Annotated in this window: 17 protein-coding genes and 1 rRNA gene; 6 read left to right on the top strand and 12 right to left on the bottom strand. The window is 73.2% G+C overall.

Translation table 11 applies throughout. The features are described 5' to 3' along the window. The 11 genes from ACH34S_RS40065 to argC form a co-directional block, all read right to left on the bottom strand. Positions 1–104, bottom strand: a 16S ribosomal RNA gene (locus ACH34S_RS40065); the annotation flags it as partial. Positions 105–722: 618 nt separating this feature from the next. Then, on the bottom strand, positions 723–2,000 hold the full coding sequence (gene tyrS / locus ACH34S_RS40060) for a tyrosine--tRNA ligase (RefSeq protein ID WP_395958154.1): 1,278 nt from the start codon (positions 1,998–2,000) through the stop codon (positions 723–725). 99 nt (positions 2,001–2,099) lie between these two features. Then, complete coding sequence (locus ACH34S_RS40055) at positions 2,100–2,738, bottom strand: DNA-3-methyladenine glycosylase (protein WP_395958153.1); 639 nt, start codon at positions 2,736–2,738, stop codon at positions 2,100–2,102. Positions 2,739–2,742: 4 nt separating this feature from the next. After that, entirely contained in the window at positions 2,743–4,161 is a 1,419-nt protein-coding gene (argH, locus tag ACH34S_RS40050; protein WP_395958152.1) for an argininosuccinate lyase, read from the bottom strand. Positions 4,162–4,376: 215 nt separating this feature from the next. After that, the gene (locus ACH34S_RS40045; protein ID WP_395958151.1) at positions 4,377–5,573 is read right to left on the bottom strand and encodes an argininosuccinate synthase; all 1,197 of its coding nucleotides are present in this window, start codon (positions 5,571–5,573) and stop codon (positions 4,377–4,379) included. A 69-nt stretch (positions 5,574–5,642) separates the two neighbouring features. Next, entirely contained in the window at positions 5,643–6,146 is a 504-nt protein-coding gene (locus tag ACH34S_RS40040) for an arginine repressor (protein ID WP_395958158.1), read from the bottom strand. 8 nt (positions 6,147–6,154) lie between these two features. Then, complete coding sequence (argF, locus tag ACH34S_RS40035; protein ID WP_395958150.1) at positions 6,155–7,075, bottom strand: ornithine carbamoyltransferase; 921 nt, start codon at positions 7,073–7,075, stop codon at positions 6,155–6,157. After that, positions 7,072–8,301 carry an acetylornithine transaminase gene (locus ACH34S_RS40030; protein WP_395958149.1) on the bottom strand — a complete coding sequence of 410 codons (1,230 nt, stop codon included), beginning with the start codon at positions 8,299–8,301 and terminating at the stop codon, positions 7,072–7,074. Before ACH34S_RS40030 ends, argF begins: the two co-directional genes overlap by 4 nt. Further along, entirely contained in the window at positions 8,298–9,236 is a 939-nt protein-coding gene (gene argB, locus ACH34S_RS40025; RefSeq protein WP_395958148.1) for an acetylglutamate kinase, read from the bottom strand. Before argB ends, ACH34S_RS40030 begins: the two co-directional genes overlap by 4 nt. Next, complete coding sequence (argJ, locus tag ACH34S_RS40020; protein ID WP_395958147.1) at positions 9,233–10,390, bottom strand: bifunctional glutamate N-acetyltransferase/amino-acid acetyltransferase ArgJ; 1,158 nt, start codon at positions 10,388–10,390, stop codon at positions 9,233–9,235. The genes argB and argJ overlap by 4 nt, the downstream gene beginning before the upstream one ends. Next, complete coding sequence (gene argC, locus ACH34S_RS40015; RefSeq protein WP_395958146.1) at positions 10,387–11,415, bottom strand: N-acetyl-gamma-glutamyl-phosphate reductase; 1,029 nt, start codon at positions 11,413–11,415, stop codon at positions 10,387–10,389. Before argC ends, argJ begins: the two co-directional genes overlap by 4 nt. A 137-nt stretch (positions 11,416–11,552) precedes the next feature. On the opposite strand from argC, the gene ACH34S_RS40010 reads away from it, so the two are divergent. The 5 genes from ACH34S_RS40010 to ACH34S_RS39990 all read left to right on the top strand — a co-directional run bounded on the left by ACH34S_RS40010 (position 11,553) and on the right by ACH34S_RS39990 (position 17,301). Further along, on the top strand, positions 11,553–12,074 hold the full coding sequence (locus ACH34S_RS40010; protein ID WP_395958145.1) for a MarR family winged helix-turn-helix transcriptional regulator: 522 nt from the start codon (positions 11,553–11,555) through the stop codon (positions 12,072–12,074). Further along, the gene (locus ACH34S_RS40005; RefSeq protein WP_395958144.1) at positions 12,071–13,039 is read left to right on the top strand and encodes an ATP-binding cassette domain-containing protein; all 969 of its coding nucleotides are present in this window, start codon (positions 12,071–12,073) and stop codon (positions 13,037–13,039) included. The genes ACH34S_RS40010 and ACH34S_RS40005 overlap by 4 nt, the downstream gene beginning before the upstream one ends. Continuing rightward, positions 13,036–13,911 (top strand): ABC transporter permease, encoded by an 876-nt coding sequence (locus tag ACH34S_RS40000; RefSeq protein WP_395958143.1) that lies wholly within the window; start codon positions 13,036–13,038, stop codon positions 13,909–13,911. The genes ACH34S_RS40005 and ACH34S_RS40000 overlap by 4 nt, the downstream gene beginning before the upstream one ends. A 186-nt stretch (positions 13,912–14,097) precedes the next feature. Then, complete coding sequence (locus tag ACH34S_RS39995) at positions 14,098–15,981, top strand: hypothetical protein (RefSeq protein WP_395958142.1); 1,884 nt, start codon at positions 14,098–14,100, stop codon at positions 15,979–15,981. Positions 15,982–15,993: 12 nt separating this feature from the next. Beyond that, the gene (locus tag ACH34S_RS39990; RefSeq protein WP_395958141.1) at positions 15,994–17,301 is read left to right on the top strand and encodes an extracellular solute-binding protein; all 1,308 of its coding nucleotides are present in this window, start codon (positions 15,994–15,996) and stop codon (positions 17,299–17,301) included. A gap of 1 nt (position 17,302) precedes the next feature. Here the strand turns inward: ACH34S_RS39990 and ACH34S_RS39985 are convergent, their stop codons facing one another. Next, entirely contained in the window at positions 17,303–18,919 is a 1,617-nt protein-coding gene (locus tag ACH34S_RS39985; RefSeq protein ID WP_395958140.1) for an ABC-F family ATP-binding cassette domain-containing protein, read from the bottom strand. 250 nt (positions 18,920–19,169) lie between these two features. Between ACH34S_RS39985 and ACH34S_RS39980 the strand changes: the two genes are divergently transcribed. After that, positions 19,170–21,902, top strand: a complete 2,733-nt coding sequence (locus ACH34S_RS39980; RefSeq protein WP_395958139.1) for an ATP-binding protein — start codon at positions 19,170–19,172, stop codon at positions 21,900–21,902. The last annotated feature ends 42 nt before the right edge of the window (positions 21,903–21,944 follow it).

Genomic DNA, 21,944 nt, shown 5'->3' with positions numbered 1-21,944 from the left:
CCGTTCGCCGCTCGAGTACCCCCGAAGGGGCCTTTCCGCTCGACTTGCATGTGTTAAGCACGCCGCCAGCGTTCGTCCTGAGCCAGGATCAAACTCTCCATTAAGGCCAAACGACCAACCGAAAGGGCGAACTCCCGGCGGCCAAACCTCGGAAACAATCCCAGCATCGCAACCCTGAAAGGGTTGCATTGCCTCAAAGAAATCCCTGAACCATCCGAAGACAGCCCACGGGGACGACCCAACCCCCACAAACGGGGACCGGGCCGTATAAAGGCACTGGCTTTTAACACGCTGTTGAGTTCTCAAGAAACGGACACCCACCGCGCTGGATCCGCTTTCGCGATTTCCCGCTCCGGGGCAACCCTTCTAGCCTACCCGATCCGCCCTGTTTGTCAAAATCTGGGCGGTTCAGACCCCTACGTCCGTTTCCGGGCACGACACGTCGCAACCCGGTCGGTTCGTTGAGGGTTTCCCCGCGAGGCCGGGCCGCTTGTCGCGTCCCGCTCCCCCGTGGGGCGTGTAGAACATTAGGTCCCGCCGCGAGGGCCGTCAAATCGAGCTTGCGCGGCGTGAAACCCCAGTTCAAGTACGGTTTTCAAGACCTCCATCATGCCCGGTGACGGTCCTCGTAACCGCACTGTGACGTGTATTTGCCGAAGGTTGCCCTCAACATGGCGACCGCCCGCCCGGAGAGGCTCCGGACGGGCAGTCACGAACAGGGTTCAGGACGCGGTCACCTCGACGCCGCCCACGTTGCGCTTTCCACGTCGCAGGACGAGGAAGCGGCCGTGGAGCAGGTCCGCGGCGGCGGGCACGGCGTCCTCGGACTCGACCTTGGCGTTGTTGAGGTAGGCGCCGCCCTGGGCGATCGCCCGGCGTGCCTCGGACTTGCTCTTGCACAGCCCGGAGGCCGCCAGCAGGTCGACGACGGACGGCAGCTCGCCCGGGGGCACCGCGGCGCGCGGCACCTCGGCGAGCGCGGCTCTCAGCGTGCGTTCGTCCAGCTCCTCCAGGGCGCCCTGGCCGAACAGGGCGCGGGAGGCGGCCATGACGCGGGTGGTCTCGTCCGCGCCGTGGACGAGCGTGGTCATCTCCTCCGCGAGCGCCCGCTGCGGGGCCCTGGCGGCGGGACGGTCGGCCCCCTGCTTGACGAGATCGTCGATCTCCTCGTGGGAGCGGAAGCTGAAGACCTTCAGGAAGTTCTCCACGTCGCGGTCGTCGGCGTTGAACCAGAACTGGTAGAACGCGTACGGCGAGGTCAGGTCGGGGTCGAGCCAGTAGGTCTCGCCGCCGGCCGTCTTGCCGAACTTGGACCCGTCCGCCTTGGTGAGCAGCGGTGTGGTCAGCGCGTGGGCGCTGCCGCCCTCGACGCGGCGGATCAGGTCGACGCCGGCGGTGAGGTTGCCCCACTGGTCGCTGCCGCCCGTCTGGAGCCGGCACCCGTGCCGCCGATACAGCTCCAGGAAGTCCATCGACTGGAGCAGGACGTAGCTGAACTCGGTGTAGCTCATGCCGGTGGTGTCGAGCCGGGCCTTGACGGTCTCGCGGGCCAGCATCCGGTTGACCGGGAAGTGCTTGCCGATGTCGCGGAGGAACTCGATGGCGGACATGGGGCCCGTCCAGTCGAGGTTGCTGACCATGGTCGCCGCGGTGGGGCCGTCACCGAAGTCGAGGAACTTCGACACCTGGCCGCGGATGCGCTCGACCCAGCCCGCGACGGTCTCCTCGGAGTTCAGGACGCGTTCGGTGCTCTTGCCGCTCGGGTCGCCGATCAGGCCGGTGGCGCCGCCGACGAGCCCGATGGGCCGGTGCCCGGCCAGCTGGAAGCGGCGCAGCGTGAGGATCTGGATCAGGTTGCCGAGGTGCAGCGAGGGGGCCGTCGGGTCGAACCCGCAATACAGCGTGACCGGTCCCGCGGCGAGCAGGGCCCGCAGTTCGTCCAGGTCGGTGGACTGCGCGATCAGGTCGCGCCACGCGAGATCGTCCAGGATGTCGGTCACGGTCTCCTCGTTCCGGCTTGCGTTCCGTGTGCCCACCAGGGTGCCCGGGCGGGCGGGTGTCACGCTAACGATATTCAGGGGGCCGCCGCGATCACCGGGTCAGTCGGCAGCGGTGATCTTCTTGCGTTGTCGCGGGACGTGCGCGCGGTAGGGCGAGACGGTCGGGTCGCCGTCGATCCAGAAGCGCCACGGCACCTCCTTGGCGCCGTTCACGCCGGTGCGCGGGCCGTTGCGGACGAGCGCGGGGTCGGCGGGGTCGCCGGCGTGGACGGTGAGCGGGCCGCCGGGCGTGCAGACGTCCAGGCCGTTCTGCTCGCGGGCGATGCCGAGCGCCTGGCAGAGCCGTGCGGGGCCGCGGGCGAGGTCGCGGACGGACGAGCGCGAGCGGCGGGCGCGCGCCACGTCCTCCCCCGCGACGATCTCGCCGGCGCGAAGCAGCACCGCCATGGACGTTCCGTCCGGGCCGCACACGAGGTTCATGCAGAAGTGCATGCCGTAGGTGAAGTAGACGTAGGCGTGGCCGGGCGGCCCGAACATGACGGAGTTGCGGGGCGTCCGGCCTCGGTAGGCGTGGGAGGCCGGGTCGAGGGGGCCCGCGTAGGCCTCGACCTCGGTGAGCCTGACCGCGACCTCGCCGCCGCCGGGCGCGCGGTGGCTGAGCACGTGCCCGAGCAGGGCGGGCGCGACCTCCTCCACGGGGCGGTCGAAGAAGCCGCGGGGCAGCAACGCTCCGTTCATCGCCTCACCCGTCGGAGTCGGCGGCCCAGGCGGCGTGGTCGTTGACGAGCCCGCGGAGCGCGGCGAGCTGCTCGCGGACACGGTCGGGCGCCGTCCCCCCGTACGCCTTCCTGGAGGCGAGGGCCCCCTGGACGTTCAGGACCTCGCGGACGTCCGGCGTCAGGTGCGGCGACACCTTGGCGAGCTCTTCGTCGGTGAGGTCGTCGAAGTCCTTGTCGTTGACCTGGCACCAGACGACGAGGTGCCCGACGACCTCGTGCGCGTCGCGGAACGCGGTGCCGCGCCGGACGAGGAGTTCGGCGAGGTCGGTGGCGAGGGCGAAGCCATCGGGGGCGAGGGCCTCCAGGCGTTCGGTGTTGACCCGCATGGTCGCGATCAGCCCGGACATGGCGGGCAGGACGAGCAGCAGCGTCTCGACGGCGTCGAACGCGCCCTCCTTGTCCTCCTGGAGATCGCGGTTGTAGGTGAGCGGGAGGCCCTTGAGGGTGGTGAGCAGGCCGACGAGGTGGCCGATGAGGCGGCCGGCCTTGCCGCGGGCGAGCTCGGCGACGTCGGGGTTCTTCTTCTGCGGCATGATCGACGACCCGGTGGCGTAGGTGTCGTCCATCTCGATCCAGCGGAACTCCTGCGACGCCCAGAGGCAGATCTCCTCGCCGAGGCGCGACAGGTGGACGCCGATGAGCGCGGCGGCGAAGAGGAACTCGGCGACGAAGTCGCGGTCGGCGACGGCGTCCATGGAGTTGGCCGCGGCGGCGTCGAAGCCCAGCTCGGCGGCGGTGGCCTGCGGGTCGAGCGGCAGCGACGAGCCGGCGAGCGCGCCGGAGCCGAGCGGGGAGATCGCGGCGCGCTTGTCCCAGTCGCGGAGCCGGGCGATGTCGCGGGTGAGCGGCTGGACGTGCGCGAGGAGCTGGTGGGAGAACAGCACGGGCTGCGCGTGCTGGAGGTGGGTCATGCCGGGTGCGGCGACACCGAGGTTGTGCTCAGCCTGCGCGATCAGCGCGGTCTCCAGCTCGACGAGGCGGGAGACGATCTGGCGGGCGTGGTCGCGCAGGTAGAGGCGCAGGTCGGTGGCGACCTGGTCGTTGCGGCTGCGGCCCGCGCGGAGCTTGCCGCCGAGCGCGCCGAGCCGTTCGAGGAGGCCGCGTTCAAGGGCGGTGTGGACGTCCTCGTCGGCGACCGTGGGCCGGAACTCGCCGGTGCGGCACGCCTCCTCGAGGTCGTCCAGGGCACCGATCATGCGGTCGAGCTCGTCGTCGGTCAGCAGCCCCGCCCGGTTGAGGACGCGGGCGTGCGCGCGCGAGCCCATCAGGTCGTAGGGGGCGAGCCGCCAGTCGAACTGGACGCTCACCGAGAGCCGCGCGAGCGCGTCCGACGGGCCGCCCTCGAACCGGCCACCCCACAGGCGCGTCGGTGCCTTCGTCACGAAAATCCTCTTCTTCCCGCCGCTGAACGAACGTTGCATGTCAATCTCACCACGTCCGGGCATGGCAGCACGGCGTGGGGGACGCCGTGGTCACGGCGCCCCCAGCACGGTGACGCGGCGTCCGCCTTAGGGTACGGGGAAACCCGTGCCGGAGGCGGGCGCGTCCGGGTTCCCCCGGTCGGACCCCCCGGCCGGGTTCCCGGTTGGGCCGCCCTTCAGGCGTTCCGGTCGCGCTTGGCGGCGATCTTGCTGGGCAGGCTCCACAGCTCGACGAAGCCCTTGGCGAGGCTCTGGTCGAAGACGTCGCCGGTGTCGTAGGTGGCGAGGTCGTAGTCGTAGAGGGACGCGCCGCTGCGCCGGCCGGTGACGACGGCGCGGCCGCCGTGCAGGGTCAGCCGGACGTCGCCGGACACGTGCTTCTGCGCGTCGGCGATGAACGCGTCCAGGGAGTCCTTCAGCGGCGAGAACCACAGGCCGTCGTAGACGAGCTCGCCCCACCGCTGGTCGACGGACCGCTTGAAGCGGGCGAGGTCGCGCTCGACGGTGACGTTCTCCAGCTCCATGTGCGCGGCGATCAGCGTGATCGCGGCGGGGGCCTCGTAGACCTCGCGGCTCTTGATGCCGACGAGCCGGTCCTCGACCATGTCGATCCGGCCGACGCCCTGCGCTCCGGCGCGGCGGTTCAGCTCGGCGATGATCTCGTACGGGGTGAGCGGGCGGCCGTCCAGCGCGACGGGCACGCCGGCGGCGAAGGTGATGACGACCTCGTCGGCCTCGCGCGGCTCGGCGGGGTCGGCGGTGTAGTCGTAGACGTCCTCGATGGGGCCGTTCCAGATGTCCTCCAGGAACCCGGTTTCGACGGCGCGTCCCCACAGGTTCTGGTCGATGGAGTACGGCGACTTGGCCGACACGTCGATCGGCAGGCCCTTCTCCTCGGCGAACGCGATCGCCTTGTCGCGCGTCCAGGCGAAGTCGCGGGCGGGCGCGATGACCTTCAGGTCGGGGTTGAGCGCGGACAGGCCCGCCTCGAACCGGACCTGGTCGTTGCCCTTGCCGGTGCAGCCGTGCGACACCGTCGTCCCGCCGAACTCCTTCGCGGCCGCGACGAGGTGCTTGACGATCAGCGGCCGGGACAGCGCGGACACCAGCGGGTAGCGGTCCATGTAGAGGGCGTTGGCCTGCATGGCGGGGACGCAGAAGTCCGCGGCGAACTCCTCCTTGGCGTCCACGACGACGGCCTCGGCCGCGCCGCAGGCGAGGGCCCGCTTGCGGATGCTCTCGAGGTCCTCGCCGTCCTGGCCGACGTCGAGGGCCACGGCGATGACGTCGCCGCCGGTCTGCTCGGCGAGGTACGGGATGGCGACGGAGGTGTCCAACCCTCCGGAGTATGCGAGTACGACGCGCTCGCTCATGATCTTTGTCTCCTGTGCGAAGTGTGAGGTTTCGGGTCTTGCGGGCTGGGACGGGGGCCGCGGGCGGCCCTAGCTTCGTCGTTCGCGGCCGTCGGTCAGCCGCAGGAGCGCCTGCGCGACGTCGTCCCCGCCGGTCGGGTCGCGGGCGATGACGAGGATCGAGTCGTCGCCCGCGACGGTGCCGAGGATGGACGGCCATTCGGCGTGGTCGATCGCCGAGGCCAGGTACTGCGCGGCCCCGGGCGGGGTCCGCACCATGACCAGGTTCGCCGACGCCTCGGCGGAGACGAGCAGCTCCGCGGCGAGCCGGGAGAGCCGTCCGGTGAAGGTCTCGGCCGAGCCCGTGCGGGCCCGCCGGATCCGCTCGCCGCCCTCCCCGGGGACGGCGTAGATCAGGCTGCCGTCGTCGGCGCGCAGCCGCACCGCGCCGATCTCCACCAGGTCGCGCGACAGCGTGGCCTGGGTGACCTCGACGCCCTCGTCGCCGAGGAGCCTGGCGAGCTCGCCCTGCGAGTGCACGGGATGCCGGGTCAGCAGCTCGATCACCCGGGCGTGCCGGGCGGTCTTGGTCATGGGGGTGGTCACCGCGAGCGCTCCAGCAGCCAGATGAGCAGCGCCTTCTGGGCGTGCAGGCGGTTCTCGGCCTCGTCCCAGACGCGGCTCTGGGGGCCGTCGAGGACGGACGCGGCGATCTCCTTGCCGCGGTAGGCGGGCAGGCAGTGCAGGACGATCGCGCCGGGGTCGGCGAGGGTGAGCAGGTCCTCGGTGACGGAGTACGGCTCGTAGCGGGAGGTGTCCTTGCCGTCCTGGCCCATGGAGACCCAGGTGTCGGTGGCGAGGACGTCGGCTCCGGCGGCGGCCTTCGCGGCGTCGTCGGTGACGGTCACGGAACCGCCGGTCGCGGCGGCGATCTCGGTGGCGCGGGCGACGACCGCGGGGTCCGGGGGCTGGGACGCGGGGGCGCCGACGCGGACGTGCATCCCGGCGGTGGCGCAGCCGAGCAGGTAGGAGTGGGCCATGTTGTTGGCGCCGTCGCCGAAGTAGGCGAGGGTGACGCCGGCGAGGTCGTCGCCCTTCGCCTCCCGGACGGTCTGCAGGTCGGCGAGGATCTGGCAGGGGTGGAACTCGTCGGTGAGGGCGTTGACGACCGGGACGGTGGTGCCGGCGGCCATCTCGTCGATGCGCTCCTGCCCGGCCGTCCGCCACACGATGGCGCCGACCTGGCGTTCCAGGACGCGGGCGGTGTCGGCGATGGTCTCGCCGCGGCCGAGCTGGCTGGTGCCGGCGTCCATGACGATGGGGTTGCCGCCGAGCTCGGCGATGCCGACCGTGAACGACAGCCGGGTCCGGGTGGACGGCTTGTCGAACAGGACGGCGACCGACTGCGGGCCGTCGAGGGGCCGGAACCGGAACCGGTCCTTCTTCACCTCGGCGGCCAGGTCGAGCACCTCGGCCTGCTCGGCGGGGGTGAGGTCGTCGTCGCGGAGGAAGTGCCTGGTCATGCTCGGTTCTCCGTCGTGGGGGCGGGGGCGGCGGCGTCGAGGATCGAGGGGAAGGCGGCGGTGAACGACCGCGCCTGCCCGGCGGTGAGGACGAGCGGCGGGGCGATGCGCAGGGCGTCCGGCGCGACCGCGTTGATCAGGAATCCGGCGTCGCGGGCGGCGGCCTCGACGGCGGGGGCGTGCGGTCCGGTGAGGACGGCGGCGCGCCACAGCCCGCGGCCCCGGACGCCGCCGAGCAGCGGGTGGTCGATGGCGCGGAGGCCGCCGGCCAGGGTCTCCCCGACGGAGGCGGCGTTGGCGAGCAGGGCGTCCTTCTCGATCGTGGTCAGGACGGCGAGCGCGGCGGCGGCGCTGACGGGGTTTCCGCCGAAGGTGCTGCCGTGGTCGCCCTTCGCGAACAGGCCGCCGTGCGGGCCGAACGCGACGCACGCGCCGATCGGCAGGCCGCCGCCGAGGCCCTTGGCCAGGGTCAGGATGTCCGGCCTGGCGTTCTCGTGCTGGAACGCGAACCAGGTGCCCGTCCGGCCGATCGCGGACTGGATCTCGTCGGCGACGAACAGCGCGCCCGTCGCGTCGCAGATGGCGCGGGCGGCCGCGAAGTACCCGTCGGGCGGGGGGACGACTCCGGCCTCTCCCTGCGTGGGCTCCAGGAAGACGGCGGCGCAGTTCTCGTCCACGGCGGCCTTGAGCGCGCCGGCGTCGCCGTAGGGGACGAACCGGACGTCGATGCCGTACGGCCCGAACGGCTCCCGGATCGCGGCCTTCCCGGTCAGCGACAGCGCGCCCATGCTGCGGCCGTGGAAGCCGTTCTCGGCGGCGACGAAATACGTCCGGCCGTTGGCCTTGCCGTATTTGATGGCGAGTTTCAGCGCGCACTCGTTCGCCTCGGTGCCGCTGTTGCTGAGGAACACCTTCCCGTCACCGTCACCGTCACCGTCGCCGTCGCCGCCGAGCAGCTCGCGGAGCCGCTCGGCGAGCAGCACCTCCGGCTCGTGCAGGAACAGGTTGGACGTGTGCGCCAGCGTCGCGACCTGCGACGACACCGCCTCGACGAGGGCCGGGTGGCCGTGGCCGAGGGAGGTGACCGCGATCCCGGCGATCAGGTCGAGGTACTCGCGGCCGTCGGCGTCCCACACCCGGCAGCCCTCACCACGCGCGAGCGGCAGCGGCGGGACGCCGTAGTTCGGCATGAACGCGGCCTCGAACCGTTCCCTGAGATATCTCATGCCTTGGCACCCTTCGCAGGACCCGGGGGGCTGGGGAGCACCATCGTTCCGATCCCTTCGTCGGTGAAGATCTCCAGGAGGAGGGAGTGCAGGACGCGCCCGTCGAGCACGTGGGCCTGCGGGACGCCGCCGCGCACGGCCGTCAGGCAGGCCTCCATCTTCGGGACCATCCCGGCGGACAGGTCCGGCAGCAGGACGGCCAGCTCGTCGGTGGTGAGGCTGTCGATCACGTCGTCGCTGTCGGGCCAGTCGGCGTACAGGCCGTCGACGTCGGTGAGGACGACGAGCTTCGCGGCGTCCAGCGCGACGGCGAGCGCGGCGGCGGCGGTGTCGGCGTTGACGTTGTAGACCTCGCCGTCGTCGCCGCGCGCGATGCTGGAGATCACCGGGATGCGGCCGTCGTCCAGCAGCGCCCGGACGGCCCCGACCTGCACCTCGACGATCTCGCCGACCTGGCCGATGTCGACGGGCTCGCCGTCCACGACCGCGTGCTTGCGCTCGGCGGTGAACAGGTGCGCGTCCTCGCCGGACATGCCGAGCGCGAACGGGCCGTGCCGGTTGATCAGCCCGACGACGTCGCGCTGGACCTGCCCGGTGAGCACCATCCGGACGACCTCCATGGCCTCCGGCGTGGTGACCCGCAGCCCGGCGGTGAAGGTGGAGTCGATGCCGTTGCGGGCGAGCGCCGCGTTGATCTGCGGGCCGCCGCCGTGCACGATCACCGGCTTCAGCCCGGCGTAGCGGAGGAACACGACGTCCTCGGCGAAGGAACAGCGCAGTGTTTGATCTGTCATCGCGTGCCCGCCGTACTTGATCACGACGGTGGTGCCGTGGAAGCGCTCCAGCCACGGCAGCGCCTTGATCAGCGTCTCGGCCTTGGCCATGACGCCGACCCGGTTCTGGCGCAGCTCCGCGCCCGAGGTGACCGCGCTCATGTGGAGTACGCCGAGTTCTCGTGGACGTAGTCGGCCGTGAGGTCGGTGGTCCAGACGGTGGCGCTGTGCGGGCCCGCCGACAGGTCGACGGTGATCGTCACGTCGCGGGGGCGCAGGTCGACCTTGTCGCGGTCGTCGCCGAACGAGCCGTTCCGGCACACCCACACGCCGTTGATCGCGACGTTGAGCTCGCCGGGCTCGAACACCGCGTCGGTGGTGCCGACCGCCGAGAGCACCCGGCCCCAGTTCGGGTCCTCGCCGTGGATGGCGCACTTGAGGAGGTTGTTGCGGGCGATGGAGCGTCCGACGGTGACCGCGTCATCGTCGGACGCGGCGCCGACGACCTCGATCGCGATGGCCTTGGACGCGCCCTCGGCGTCCACGAGCAGCTGCCGGGTCAGGTCGGCGCACACGTCGGTGAGCAGGGCGGTGAACTCGTCCTCGGAAGGGACGACGCCGGACGCGCCGGACGCCAGCAGCAGCACGGTGTCGTTGGTGGACATGCAGCCGTCGGAGTCGAGCCGGTCGAGGGTGACGCCGGTGGCCGCGCGCAGCGCCCGGTCCAGCACGTCGGCGGGCAGGTCGGCGTCGGTGGTGATCACGCTGAGCATGGTCGCCAGGGACGGGGCGAGCATGCCCGCGCCCTTCGCCATCGCGCCGATCATGTAGCCGCCCGCGCCCGGCCGGAAGGAGATCTTCGCGACGGTGTCGGTGGTGCGGATCGCGTCGGCGGCGGCGAGCCCGCCGTCGCCGCGCGACAGCTCGGCGGCGGCCTTGCCGACGCCGGGGAGCAGCAGGTCCATCGGGAGCCGCTCGCCGATCAGGCCGGTGGAGCAGACCGCGACCTCGCCCGCGGAGTCGTCCAGGAGCTCGGCGACCTTCTCGGCGGTGGCGTGGGTGTCCTGGAAGCCGGGCGCGCCGGTGCAGGCGTTGGCGCCGCCCGCGTTCAGCACGACGGCGTGGACGCGCCCGCCCTTGAGGACCTGCTCCGACCACAGGACGGGCGCCGCCTTCACCCGGTTGCGGGTGAAGACGCCGGCGGCCGCGCGGGACGGCCCGTCGTTGACGACGAGGGCCAGGTCGCGGTTGCCGCTGGGCTTCAGCCCCGCGACGACGCCGGCGGCGCGGAAGCCCCGGGGTGCGGTGACGCTCAAGGGGACACTCCGATCGTGGTCAGGCCGAGTTCTTCGGGAAGCCCGAGGGCGAGGTTGGCGCTCTGCACCGCGCCGCCCGCGGTGCCCTTGGCGAGGTTGTCGACGGCGGCGACGGCGACGACGCGTCCGGCGGACTCGTCGAGCGCGATCTGGACGAGCGCGGTGTTGGCGCCGAGCGTCATGGACGTGGCGGGCCACTGGCCGTCCGGCAGCAGGCCGAGGAAGGGCTCGTCGGCGTACGCCTTCTCGTAGGCGTCGCGCAGGGCGGCGGGGGTAACGCCGGGACGGGCCTTGGCCGTGCAGGTGGCGAGGATGCCGCGGCTCATCGGCGCGAGCGTCGGCGTGAAGGAGACCGTGACCGGTTCGCCCGCGACGGCGCTGAGGTTCTGGACCATCTCCGGTGTATGCCTATGCGTGCCGCCGACCGCGTAGGCGGACACCGAGCCCATGACCTCGCTGCCCAGCAGGTGCGGTTTGAGCGCCCGTCCCGCGCCGGAGGTGCCGGACGCGGCGACCACGACGACGTCGGGTTCGGCGAGCCCGGCGGCGAACGCCGGGAACAGCGCGAGCGTGACGGCGGTCGGGTAGCAGCCGGGGACGGCGATGCGCCTCGCGCCGCGCAGCGCGTCCCGCCGGCCGGGCAGTTCGGGCAGGCCATAGGGCCAGGTGCCCGCGTGGGACGTTCCATAGAACCGCTCCCAGTCACCCGGATCGGTGAGCCGGTGGTCGGCGCCGCAGTCGATGACCAGGACGTCCTCGCCGAGCTGCGCGGCGAGCGGGCCCGACTGGCCGTGCGGCAGCGCCAGGAACACGACGTCGTGGCCGGACAGCGTCTCCGGGGTCGTCTCGGCGAGGACGCGGCCGGCCAGGGATCGCAGGTGGGGCTGGTGCGCGCCCAGCTCGGTGCCCGCGTTGGCGCCCGCCGTCAGCGCGCCGATCTCGAACTCTGGATGTCCCGCCAGGATGCGCAGCAGCTCGCCGCCCGCATAGCCGCTGGCGCCGGCGACCGCCGTCCGGATTCCCATGAGCAAGAGTATGCATGACACTGGATGTCTATTCAAAGCCGGGCGGCCCGTTCCAGCCGACTGAGACGATCGCCACAGCGTGTATTTAGACGGCTAAAAATTTGCTCTCTAACCATTAGGGCCCTAACATCACGGCCATGGAGAACCTCGGCTTCGCCGATCTGCAGGTCCGGCCCATGGAGGAATGGCCGATCGGCAGGCTCTTCGGCCTGGCGTCACGGCTGGCGCAACCGGTGGTCTCGCGGATCATCGAGCAGCACGGCATGACCCCGGCCGGGTTCTTCGTGCTCCGCATGCTGGTCGTCGAGGACGGGCTGCGCCCCGGCGAGGTCGCCAAGCGGCTGCTCGTCACCCCGGCGACCGTCACCTCCGTGGTCGACACGCTGGAGCGCAACGGGCACGTCCGGCGCGAGCGCTCGTACCGCGACCGGCGCGGCGTGATGCTGCGCATCACCGGCTCGGGCCGGCGGCTGGTCGCGGAGAAGTCACAGCTCATCGGGCGCGACCTCGGCCGCGTCTACGACGTCGTCGGCGAGGCCGACGAGGCCGCCGTCCGGCGGTTCCTGGTCGGCCTCATCCGGCGGTTCGAGGATTTTCCGGCCGAAGACGACGACTCACACAGCTCGCACAGCGAAGAAGCGAAGGGAGGCGGCGCGTGACCGAACCCCCAGAAGCCGCCGTCAGAACGGTCGACCTCAGGAAGACCTATCCGGCGTCCGGGCCGCGTCCCGCGGTGCCCGCCGTCCAGGGCATCGACCTGGACGTCCCGCGCGGCGAGTTCTTCGGGCTGCTCGGCCCGAACGGCGCGGGAAAGTCGACCACCATCGGGATGCTCACCACCCTCGTCGTGCCGACCGGCGGCAGCGCCCGCGTGTGCGGCCTGGACGTGGTGAAGGACGCCGTCGAGATCAAGCGCCGCATCGGCGTGGTGTCGCAGAACAACACCCTCGACAGCGACCTGACCGTCGCCGAGAACCTGGAGTTCCGCGGCCGCTACTTCGGCCTCGGCGCCCGCGACGCCCGCAGGCGCGCGGGCGAGCTGCTGGAGCTGTTCGGGCTGACCGAGCAGCGCGGCGGCAACCCGTTCGAGATCTCCGGCGGGCAGGCCAAGCGGGTCATGATCTGCCGGGCCCTCATGCACGGCCCCGAGGTGCTGTTCCTGGACGAGCCGACCGCCGGGCTCGACCCGCAGACCCGCACCAACCTGTGGGAGGTGCTGCGCGGTCTCCAGGCGGCCGGGCAGACCATCGTGCTCACCACCCACTACATGGAGGAGGCGGAGGCGCTCTGCGACCGGGTCGCGGTCGTCGACCACGGCAGGATCCTCGCCAGCGGCACGGTGGACGAGCTGAAGTCCAGCGCGGGCGCCGACACGGTCATCACCGTCACCTACGACGCCGCCGCGCCCGACGGCGTCCACGCCCTCGCCGGCCGGGACGGCATCGGCAAGGTCGAGGTCAACGACGGCCAGGTCCGCGTGTTCGCCGCCGACCCCGACGGCCTCCTCGGCGAGCTGGTCACGATCGGCTCCCGCGCCGGTGTCGGCGTCACCGACGCCACCCAGCTCCGTCCCAGCCTGGAGACCGTCTTCCTCACCCTCACCGGAAGGGAGTACCGGGAATGAGCGCGTCCGCCGCCCCGGCGCCCGCCGCACCAGCCGCGCCCGCCGTCCTCGCGCCGCCGCCGCCCGCGCGGGCGACGCTGCCCCGCACGTTCGCCGCGATGATGGCGCGCGAAGGGCGCGTCATGCGCAAGAACTTCGTGTCCACGTTCACGCGGGTGCTGGTGCAGCCGGTGATGTTCGTGTTCGTGTTCGCCTACGTCCTGCCGAAGCTCGGCGGCGGCGCGATGGCGGGCGGGCCCGGCGGGCCGACGTTCGCCACGATCCTGGTGCCCGGGCTGGTCGGCTCGTCCATCATCATGCAGGCGATGATGGCGGTGATCTTCCCGCTGATGATGGAGCTGAACTGGCAGAAGTCGATCACCGACCGGGCGCTGGCCCCGGTGCCGATCCCGCTGCTGGCCGCCCAGAAGATCATCGCCGCGGCGGCGCAGGGCCTGCTCGGCGGGCTGCTGGTGTTCCCGGCGGTGCTGCTCATCCACGCCGAGGGCCAGGCGCCCAAGGTGCACGTGGACAACTGGCCCGTCCTGATCCTGGTGATGGTCGCCGGGTCGCTGCTGTCGGCCGCGGGCGGCCTGCTGCTGGGCACGCTGATGAACCCGCAGAAGGTCCAGGTCCTGTTCGCGATGGTGCTGCTGCCGATGACCATGCTCGGCTGCGTGTACTACCCGTGGTCGGCGCTGGAGGACATCCGCTGGCTGCAGATCGTCAGCCTGTTCAACCCGCTGGTGTACGTCAGCGAGGGCCTGCGCAGCGCGCTGACGCCGGACGTCCCGCACATGCCCGCGTGGGCGTTCCTCCTGGCCATCGTCGGCGGGACGATCCTGCTGACCTGGGCGTCGATGCGCACCTTCACCAAGCGCGTGCTCACCTGACAGCCGCGCGGGAGGCGGGGCGGGCCGGGAGCCCGCCCCGCCTTCGTCATGCCGGAACCCTGTCGAAATAGCAGCCGTCTCAGTAAAAAAGTGGCATAGGACGTAAATATCGCGTCAAGGTTTCGCCATCCTCGATGGAACCCCCATCCGGCCGATCCCGGCGCGACGAAGGGCAAGAGGGCGCAGATGGCAGACAAGCCTTCACGACCGCCGTGGCCCCAGCACCTGCGCGAGAGTTGGATCCAGCTCGTCGGCGGCGCCGCGCCCATCGCGGGCGGCCTGTCGAGCGCGTACGGGCTCCACCGGCTGCCCCTCTTCCTCGTGGGGTCCCTCGCCGTCCTGCTCCTGATCGACCGCATCGTGTACAGCAGCAGGGACCGCGCCCCGTTCCGCCGCAGGCACGGCCTGGCGAAGGCGGGGCGGGTGGTCCGTCCGGTCCTCGCGCTGCTGGCCGGAGCGGCCGTCGCGCTGGCCCTGTGGGTGGCCGTGCCGCAGGTGGCGCGGCTCGTGTCCCCGCCGCCGGAGGGATGCGAGTCGCTGCCCGAGGCGCGCGTCATGGCCGCGCCCGAGCTCTACGCCGCCGTCCGGTCCGCGGCCGACGAGTTCGCCGAGCGCGCCCCCGACGACGGCCGCGACGGCTGCGCACCGGGCCGGGTGACCGTCTTCGAGGCGCCGCCCGCGGCCCGCATGGACGCGGTGTTCAAAGGAACGTGGGAGTTCTCCGAGCAGCCGCGCCCGGACCTGTGGGTGCCCGCGACCAGCGCGGCGGTGGCCGCCGCGACCGGCGGCGAACCCCGTCCCGAGAAGGGGATGCGGGCGGGCGACACCAAGGTGCGCCTCTGGGCCGGCGGGAACTTCGGGGCGCCCTCGCCGCTCGTCCTCGCCGTCTCGCGGCGGGTCGCCGAGGACCTCGGCCTCAGCGAGACCCACCCCATCTCGCTGGACGGGGTGACCGCCGACATCGACCGGCTGCTCGTCCCGCGCCCGCCGCGGCGCGTCCCCCGCCCGGCGGAGACCGAGTCCGAACTGGCGGGGATGCTCATGCTCTTCGGCGGCAGCACCGGCGACGACGGGAAATCGCGCAGCCGGCGCCGGGAAATCGTCAACCTGGTCGACCGGGACATCACCGTGCCGTCCGATCCCGGCGCCCTGCTGTGCAGGCTCCGCGCGCTCGACAAGGACCACGGCACGACGACCGCGGCGATCGTGCCGCTGTCGTCGGTCGAGGTGTTCAACTCCGGAGCGCCGTGCGGGGCGTCCGTCCTCCCCCAGCAGGAGCAGCTGGTCCCGATGCGGCCCGGGTGGGCGCCCGCGATCGACCGGCCCATCGTGCGGGTCCGCTGGGACGGCGCCGACCCGGAGGGCCACCGGCTCGCGGACAGGTTCGCCGGCTGGCTCGCCCGGCACGGGCCGCCCCCGGTCAAGGGCCCGTCCGGCCCCACCCTCACCCGCGACCACCTCGCGCAGAGCCGAGCGCTCATGGCGAACGCGCAGCGAGAGCTGTCCATCGAGTTCATGCTCGACTACTCGGAGACGATGAACGGGCGGACCGGCACCGGGACCCGCCTCACCGACGCGGTCACCCTCATCGAGAACGCGCTGGACCGGCTCAGCCTCAACCCCGGCAACCAGGTGGGCCTGTGGCGGTTCCCCGGCGGTGCCGGGGGACGCGCGCCCGCCGCGCTCGTCCCCCGGGCACCCGCCGACCCGGCCCAGGCGGAGCGGATCAAGGCGAGCCTGGACGGGCTGCGCCGCGCCGACGCCGACACCACGCCCCTGTTCCACGCGATCGCCGTCGCCGCCGGGCAGGGAACCGGCCGCCGCACGCTGGTGGTGCTCACCGACGGGAAGGACGACGACCCGGGGCGGCGCGGCGGCACGTCCGCCCGGCAGGAGCTCGAGGACGCCCTGGACGACCCCGGCGGCCCGCAGGTCTACGTGGTCGCGCTCACGGGCGCGGGCTGCGGCAGGGACCTGACCAGCTTGGAGCAAGCCCATTCCAGGTTCCACTGCCTGAAGGGAGACCGGAACGCCGACGCGATCCTCAACGCGCTCTTCTCCGCGCCCTAGGAAGGAGCCGGAGTGCCGAAGACCCATCTCATCGCCGCGCTGCTCGGCGCCATGATCACCCTGCTGGCGCTGGTCGGCCACGGCGTGGCGACGTCGCCGGAGCCGCGCTGCGCCGGGGACCGGCCGCTGACCGTCATCGGCGGCAGGGACGACTCGGGCATGCGCCGCGCGCTCATCACCGGATGGCGGGCCCCGGACGGGACGAAAGCCGTGTTCCGCGAGCTGCCGGCGAACATCGACCTGGAGCACAGCGAGCTGGTCGCGACCGCGCGGTCCGAGACCTGCGCGGCCGACGTGTACCTCGTAGACGGGCCGTGGATCCCGGAGTTCGCGCAGGCCGGGTACATCGCCCCCGTCGGCATCCCCGGCGGCGACCTCGCGGCGATCATGCCGGAGCTCCGGCGCACCGGGCAGTACCGGGGCAAGCTCTGGGCCGTCCCGCTGAACACCGACGCGCCGCTGCTCATCTACCGGAAGGACCTGGTGAAGGACGTTCCCCGCACCCGGGCGGACCTCATGGCCGCGGCGGGGAAGGCGGCGAGCGGGCGGCGCGCCGGCCTCATGCTCCAGCTCGAACGCTACGAGGGCTTCACCGTCAACATCCTCGAATCGATCCGCGACCACGGCGGGGACGTCGAGGTCGGCGAGGACGGCTCGGTGGCGCTGGACCGCGGGGCGGTGCTCGCCGCCCTGAACGACCTCGCCGCCGGCATGCGGCGCGAGCGCCCGCCGGTCTCCCCCGCGTCCCTGGACGCCGACGAGAACGACGGCGTCGACGCCTTCGAGCGGGGCGAGACGGCCTTCATGCGCAACTGGCCGGCGTTCTACACGCTGCTCACCAACCGCGAGAAGCTGCGGCCGGACCAGGTCGGCGCCGTCGCGTACCCGGGGGCGCGGGTCCTCGGCGGGCAGAGCCTCGCGATCGCGGCGGGCCTGCCCGCCGGCCGCGCCCGCGCGGCGCGCGCGCTGATCAGGCACCTGACCGGGCGGGCGCAGCAGCAGCGGCTGTTCGCCTGCGGCGGCTGGGCACCGGTGCGCGCGGACGCGTACGACGCGGACGCCGGGGGCTGCCAGGTCCGGAACAAGCGGCTGGTCCTGCACGCCGACGCCGCGGTGATCCTTGAGGCGGTCAAGGGCGCCCACCCTCGCCCGTCGTCGGTCTTCTACCCCGAGTTCAGCGGGGTGCTGCAGCAGCGCCTGCGGGAGCGCCTGCGCTGCCTGGTGCATCCGGCGGAGTGCCCGCCGCAGCCGGCCGACGGCGAGTTCCTGGACCGGCTCACCGCCGAGCTGGAGCGGGCGGCCCGCGGCCGGGGCCGGTGAGTCACGGCGGCTCGATCTCGGTGAGCCCGGTGGCGCGGTCCATGCGCAGCCAGCGGGTCAGGCCGAGCGTCCGCAGGAACGGGACGTCGTGGCTGACCACGATCAGGGCGCCCTGGTAGGCGGCCAGGGCCTGGGCCAGCTGGGCGGCGCTCGCCATGTCGAGGTTGTTCGTCGGCTCGTCCAGCAGGAGCAGCTGCGGGGCGGGCTCGGCGAGCAGCAGCGACGCGAGGACGGCGCGGAAGCGCTCGCCGCCCGAGAGCGTCCCGGCGGGCTGTTCGGCGCGCGCGCCGCGGAACAGGAACCGTGCCAGCCCGGCCCTGATCTCGGACGGTTTCGCCGACGGCGCCCGCAGGCGGACGTTGTCGATGACGGTGAGGTCGTCGTCGAGGACGTCGAGGCGCTGCGGCAGGTACCGGACGCCGTCCACGGCGACGCCAACCGCGACTCCCTCGGGGACGCGCTCGCCCAGCATCGTCCGCAGGAACGTGGTCTTGCCCGCGCCGTTCGGGCCGGTCAGCGCGATCCGCTCCGGGCCCTGGACGATCAGCTCGGCCAGCGTGCCGACCTCCGGTTCGGGCGCGGTGAGGCCCGTCACGGTCGCGACGGTCCGTCCGGCGGGGACGCGGGTGGCGGGCAGCCTGACGCGGATCTCGGCGTCGTCGCGGAGCGCGTCCTCGGCCTCGCTGAGCCGGTCGCGGGCGCCGGCGAGGCGCTCCTCGTGCATGATGCGGTGCTTGCCCGCCGAGACCTGCGCCTGCCGCTTGCGCTCCCCCATCACGATCTTCGGTTCGCGCTTGCTCGCCTCCATCTTGGCGCCGTAGCGCTTGCGGCGGGCCAGCTTGACGTGCGCATCCCGCAGGTCCCGTTTCTGGCGCCGGACGTCGGTCTCGGCGGCGCGGACCGTCCGCTCGGCGGCCTCCTGCTCGACCGCGAGCAGCTCCTCGTAGGCGGACAGGTTCCCGCCGAACGTCCGGACGGCGCCGTCGCGCAGGTCGGCGATCTCGTCGACCCGGTCGAGGAGTTCCCGGTCGTGGCTGACGACGACGAGCACGCCCGTCCAGGACGCGACCGCGTCGTACAGGCGGTGGCGGGCGTCCAGGTCGAGGTTGTTGGTCGGCTCGTCCAGCAGCAGGACGTCGGGGCGGGCGAGGAACCGCGCGGCGAGGGCGACCATCACGGCCTCGCCGCCGGACAGCGTCCGGACGGTCCGGTCGAGGTCCAGATGGCCGAGGCCGAGCCGGTCGAGTTCGGCGCGGGCGCGTTCCTCGACGTCCCAGTCGTCCCCGACGGCGGCGAAGTTCTCCTCGGTGGCCTCGCCGCGCTCGATGGCGTGCAGCGCGGCGCGGGCCCGGGCGATGCCGAGCAGGTCCGCGACGGTCGCGGCGTCGTCCAGGACGAGGTTCTGCGGCAGGTAGCCGATCTCCCCCTCGGCGGCGACGGTGCCGGACGCGGGCGCCAGCTCACCCGCGATGATCTTCAGCAGGGTGGACTTGCCGGAGCCGTTGACGCCGATCAGGCCCGTCCGGCCGGTGCCGAACGCGGCGTCCAGGCCGTCCAGGACGGGGGTGCCGTCCGGCCAGGTGAACGTCAGGTCCGAGCAGACGATGGCGAAAGGCATGAGGCGGCCTCCATGGTGACGAGCAGGTGCGGGACGCATGGAGACACCGCGGAACGCGCGACGCGCCGGCGGGCATGGAAAAGCCCGGCGAGCCGGAAGTCCGTACTGAGGTCACGTGCGCGGGCCGATGGACGGCCTGTGCGCGGTGTCGGACCTCAGATCCTCAATGGACTCCCCTGCCGGGCGGCGATGTGACGGCGTTGAGGATACTCGATGTCCCTTCGCGATACAAATGCGACATGCTGGGCCGGTGGAAGCCGTCAGTCCCGTGTTCGCCGGGCGGGCCGCCGAGCTCGCCGCGTTACGTGCCGCGCACGCGCGCGCCTGCGAGGGCGAGCCCGCCGCCGTGCTCGTCGGCGGCGAGGCGGGCCGCGGCAAGACGCGCCTCGTCGCCGAGTTCGCGCGGGGCGCCCGCACGCTGACCGGCGCCTGCCTCGATCTCGGCGCGGCGAGCCTGCCGTACGCGCCGTTCACCGCGATCCTGCGGCAAGCCGGGCGGGACACGGTCACCGCGCTGATGCCCGCGGCGGCCCTGCCCGAGCTGGCGCGGCTGATGCCGGGCCTCACCGCCGCCACGCCCCCGCCGGACGACGGCACCGGGCAGATGCGGCTGTTCGAGCACGTCCTGGCGCTGGTCGAGCGGCTCGGCGCGGACGACCCGGTCACGCTGGTGGTGGAGGACGCGCACTGGGCCGACCGCTCCACCCGGGACCTGCTGTCGTTCCTGTTCCGGAACCCGCCACGGGCGAGAGTTCTGCCGGTGGTGACCTTCCGTCCGGAGGAGCCCGGCACCCGCCCGCTGTTCGCCGATCTCGCCCGCCTTCCCCACGTGACCCGGCTGGACCTGCCGCCGCTCACCCGGACCGAGGTCGCCGACCAGGTCCGCGGCATCCTCGGCGCCGCCGACCCGGCCGTGGTGCGGGACGTGCACGCGCGCGGCGGCGGCAACCCGCTGTTCGTGGAGGCGCTGGTCGCGAACCCCGGCCCGGCGGTGCCCGGGTCCCTGCGCGAGCTGCTGCTCGCCCGCGTCCACCGGCTCCCCGCCCCCGCGCGCGCCGTGCTGCGGGCGGCGAGCGCGGCGGGCGACCGGGTCGGGCACGACCTTCTCGCGGCCGTGTCCGGCCTGTCCGATCCCGGGCTGAGCGAGGCGCTGCGCCCCGCCGCCGACCACGGGCTGCTGGTCGCGGACGGCCACGGCTACGCGTTCCGGCACGCGCTCATCCGCGAGGCCGTCCTGGCGGACCTGCTGCCCGGCGAGCGCGCCGCCCTGCACCGCCGGTACGCCGAGACCATCGAGAAGTCACCGGAGCTGAGCGACGCGCCCGCGAGCGCGCTCGCCGTCCACTGGCAGGGCTGCGGCGACCACGCCCAGGCCCTGGCCGCCGCGTGGCGGGCCGCCTGGGAGCGGCACGCGGCCGCCGCCTACGCCGAGCAGCTGTCGCTGCTGGAACGCGTCCTCGGCCTGTGGGACCTGGTGCCCGATGCCGCCTCCCTCACCGGCCTGCCCCGTGACCAGGTGCTGGAGGCGGCGGCGGAGGCCGCGGGCTCCATCGGCGACCCGGAACGGGGCCTGCCGCTCATCCAGCGGGCGCTGGACGAGACCGGCCGCGAGGCCGACCCGGGCCGGACCGCGTGGCGGCTGACGGTCCGGGCGATGATGCGCGCCTTCGCGGGCGCGGAGGACGAGCTGGACGACCTGTGGGCGGCCGAGCGGCTCGCCACGGGCCCGGTCCGCGTGCCCGTCCTCGCGCGGCTGAGCGGCCGGCTGCTCGTCTACGGCGAGATGGACGAGGGCGAACGCCTCGCCCGCGAAGGGCTGCGGCTCGCCCGCGCGTCCGGCGACCACCCGGCCGTACCCCATCTGGAGATCACCGCCGCCGCGGCCGCGGCGCGGGACGGGGACGGCGATCCCGCGGCGCTGGAACGGCTCCGGCACGCTCGTCCCGGCCCGCGGGAGCTCGTCCCCGTGCTGAACACGCTGGCGCACTGCCATCTGAACCTGGGCCGTGCGGAGAGCGCGCTGGCGCTGACGGCGGAGGGGCTCGCCGTCGCGGAGGACGCCGGGCTGGCGCACGGCGCGGGTCTCCCGCCGGCCGTCAACCACGTCGAGGCCCTGTACCGGCTCGGCCGCTGGGACGAGGCCGCCGGAACACTCCAGGAACGCCTGGACCGGCATCACGCGCCTGCTTTCCGGGTGCAGATGATGATCTGGCGGATCGCGCTGCTCGCCGCCCGTGGGCACGGTCCCGAGCCCGATCCGGAGGCGCTCGCGGTCCCGCTGGACGCCGGGTTCCCGCAGACGACGCTGCCGCTCGCCCAGATGATCATCGAGTGGCGGCTGGCGGAGGACGACCGGCCGGCCGCGCGTGCGGCGGTGGACGCCGTCCTGCGCCATCCGCGGCTGACCGTGCAGCCCTGCCATCTGTGGCCGCTGCTGGAGGCCGCCGCGCACGCCGGCGGCCCCCGGCTGACCGAGATCGCGGCGCTGGCCGCGGGGCTGCCCGCCGCGACGCCCGTGGCGCGGGCGCACGCGGCGACCGTGGCCGCGCTGACCGGCGGTCCCGCCGCGTGGGACACCGTGATCGCCGCGTGGGAGGGGATGGAGCAGCCGTATCCGCTGGCGCGGGCGCTGTTCCATGGCGCGTGCGCCGACCTGTCCGCCGGGGACCGCGCGTCCGCCGGAAACCGCCTCGACCGGGCCGCCGGGATCGCCGCGCGGCTCGGCGCCGCGCCGCTGGCCCGGCGGATCTCCGAGCGCGCCCGGCGCGCGGGCCTGGCCGGCCCGGACGGCGGGCCGCTGACCGCCCGCGAGTCGGAGGTGCTGCGGCTGCTGGCGCGCGGCCGCTCCAACCGGGAGATCGCCGAGGAGCTGTTCATCTCGCCGAAGACCGCGAGCGTCCACGTCTCGCGCATCCTCGCGAAGCTCGCTGTCTCCTCGCGCGGCGAGGCCGCCGCGGCGGCCCGCGACCGCGGCCTGGCTTAGCCGCCGAGCGGCCTTCATAAGCCGCCGCCTTATGGCCGCGCG

The organism is Actinomadura sp. 3N508 (genome assembly GCF_044326375.1).
GTDB lineage: Bacteria > Actinomycetota > Actinomycetes > Streptosporangiales > Streptosporangiaceae > Spirillospora.
The sequence above is the reverse complement of the archived record's forward strand: the minus strand, read 5'-3'. Positions and strand labels throughout refer to the sequence as shown.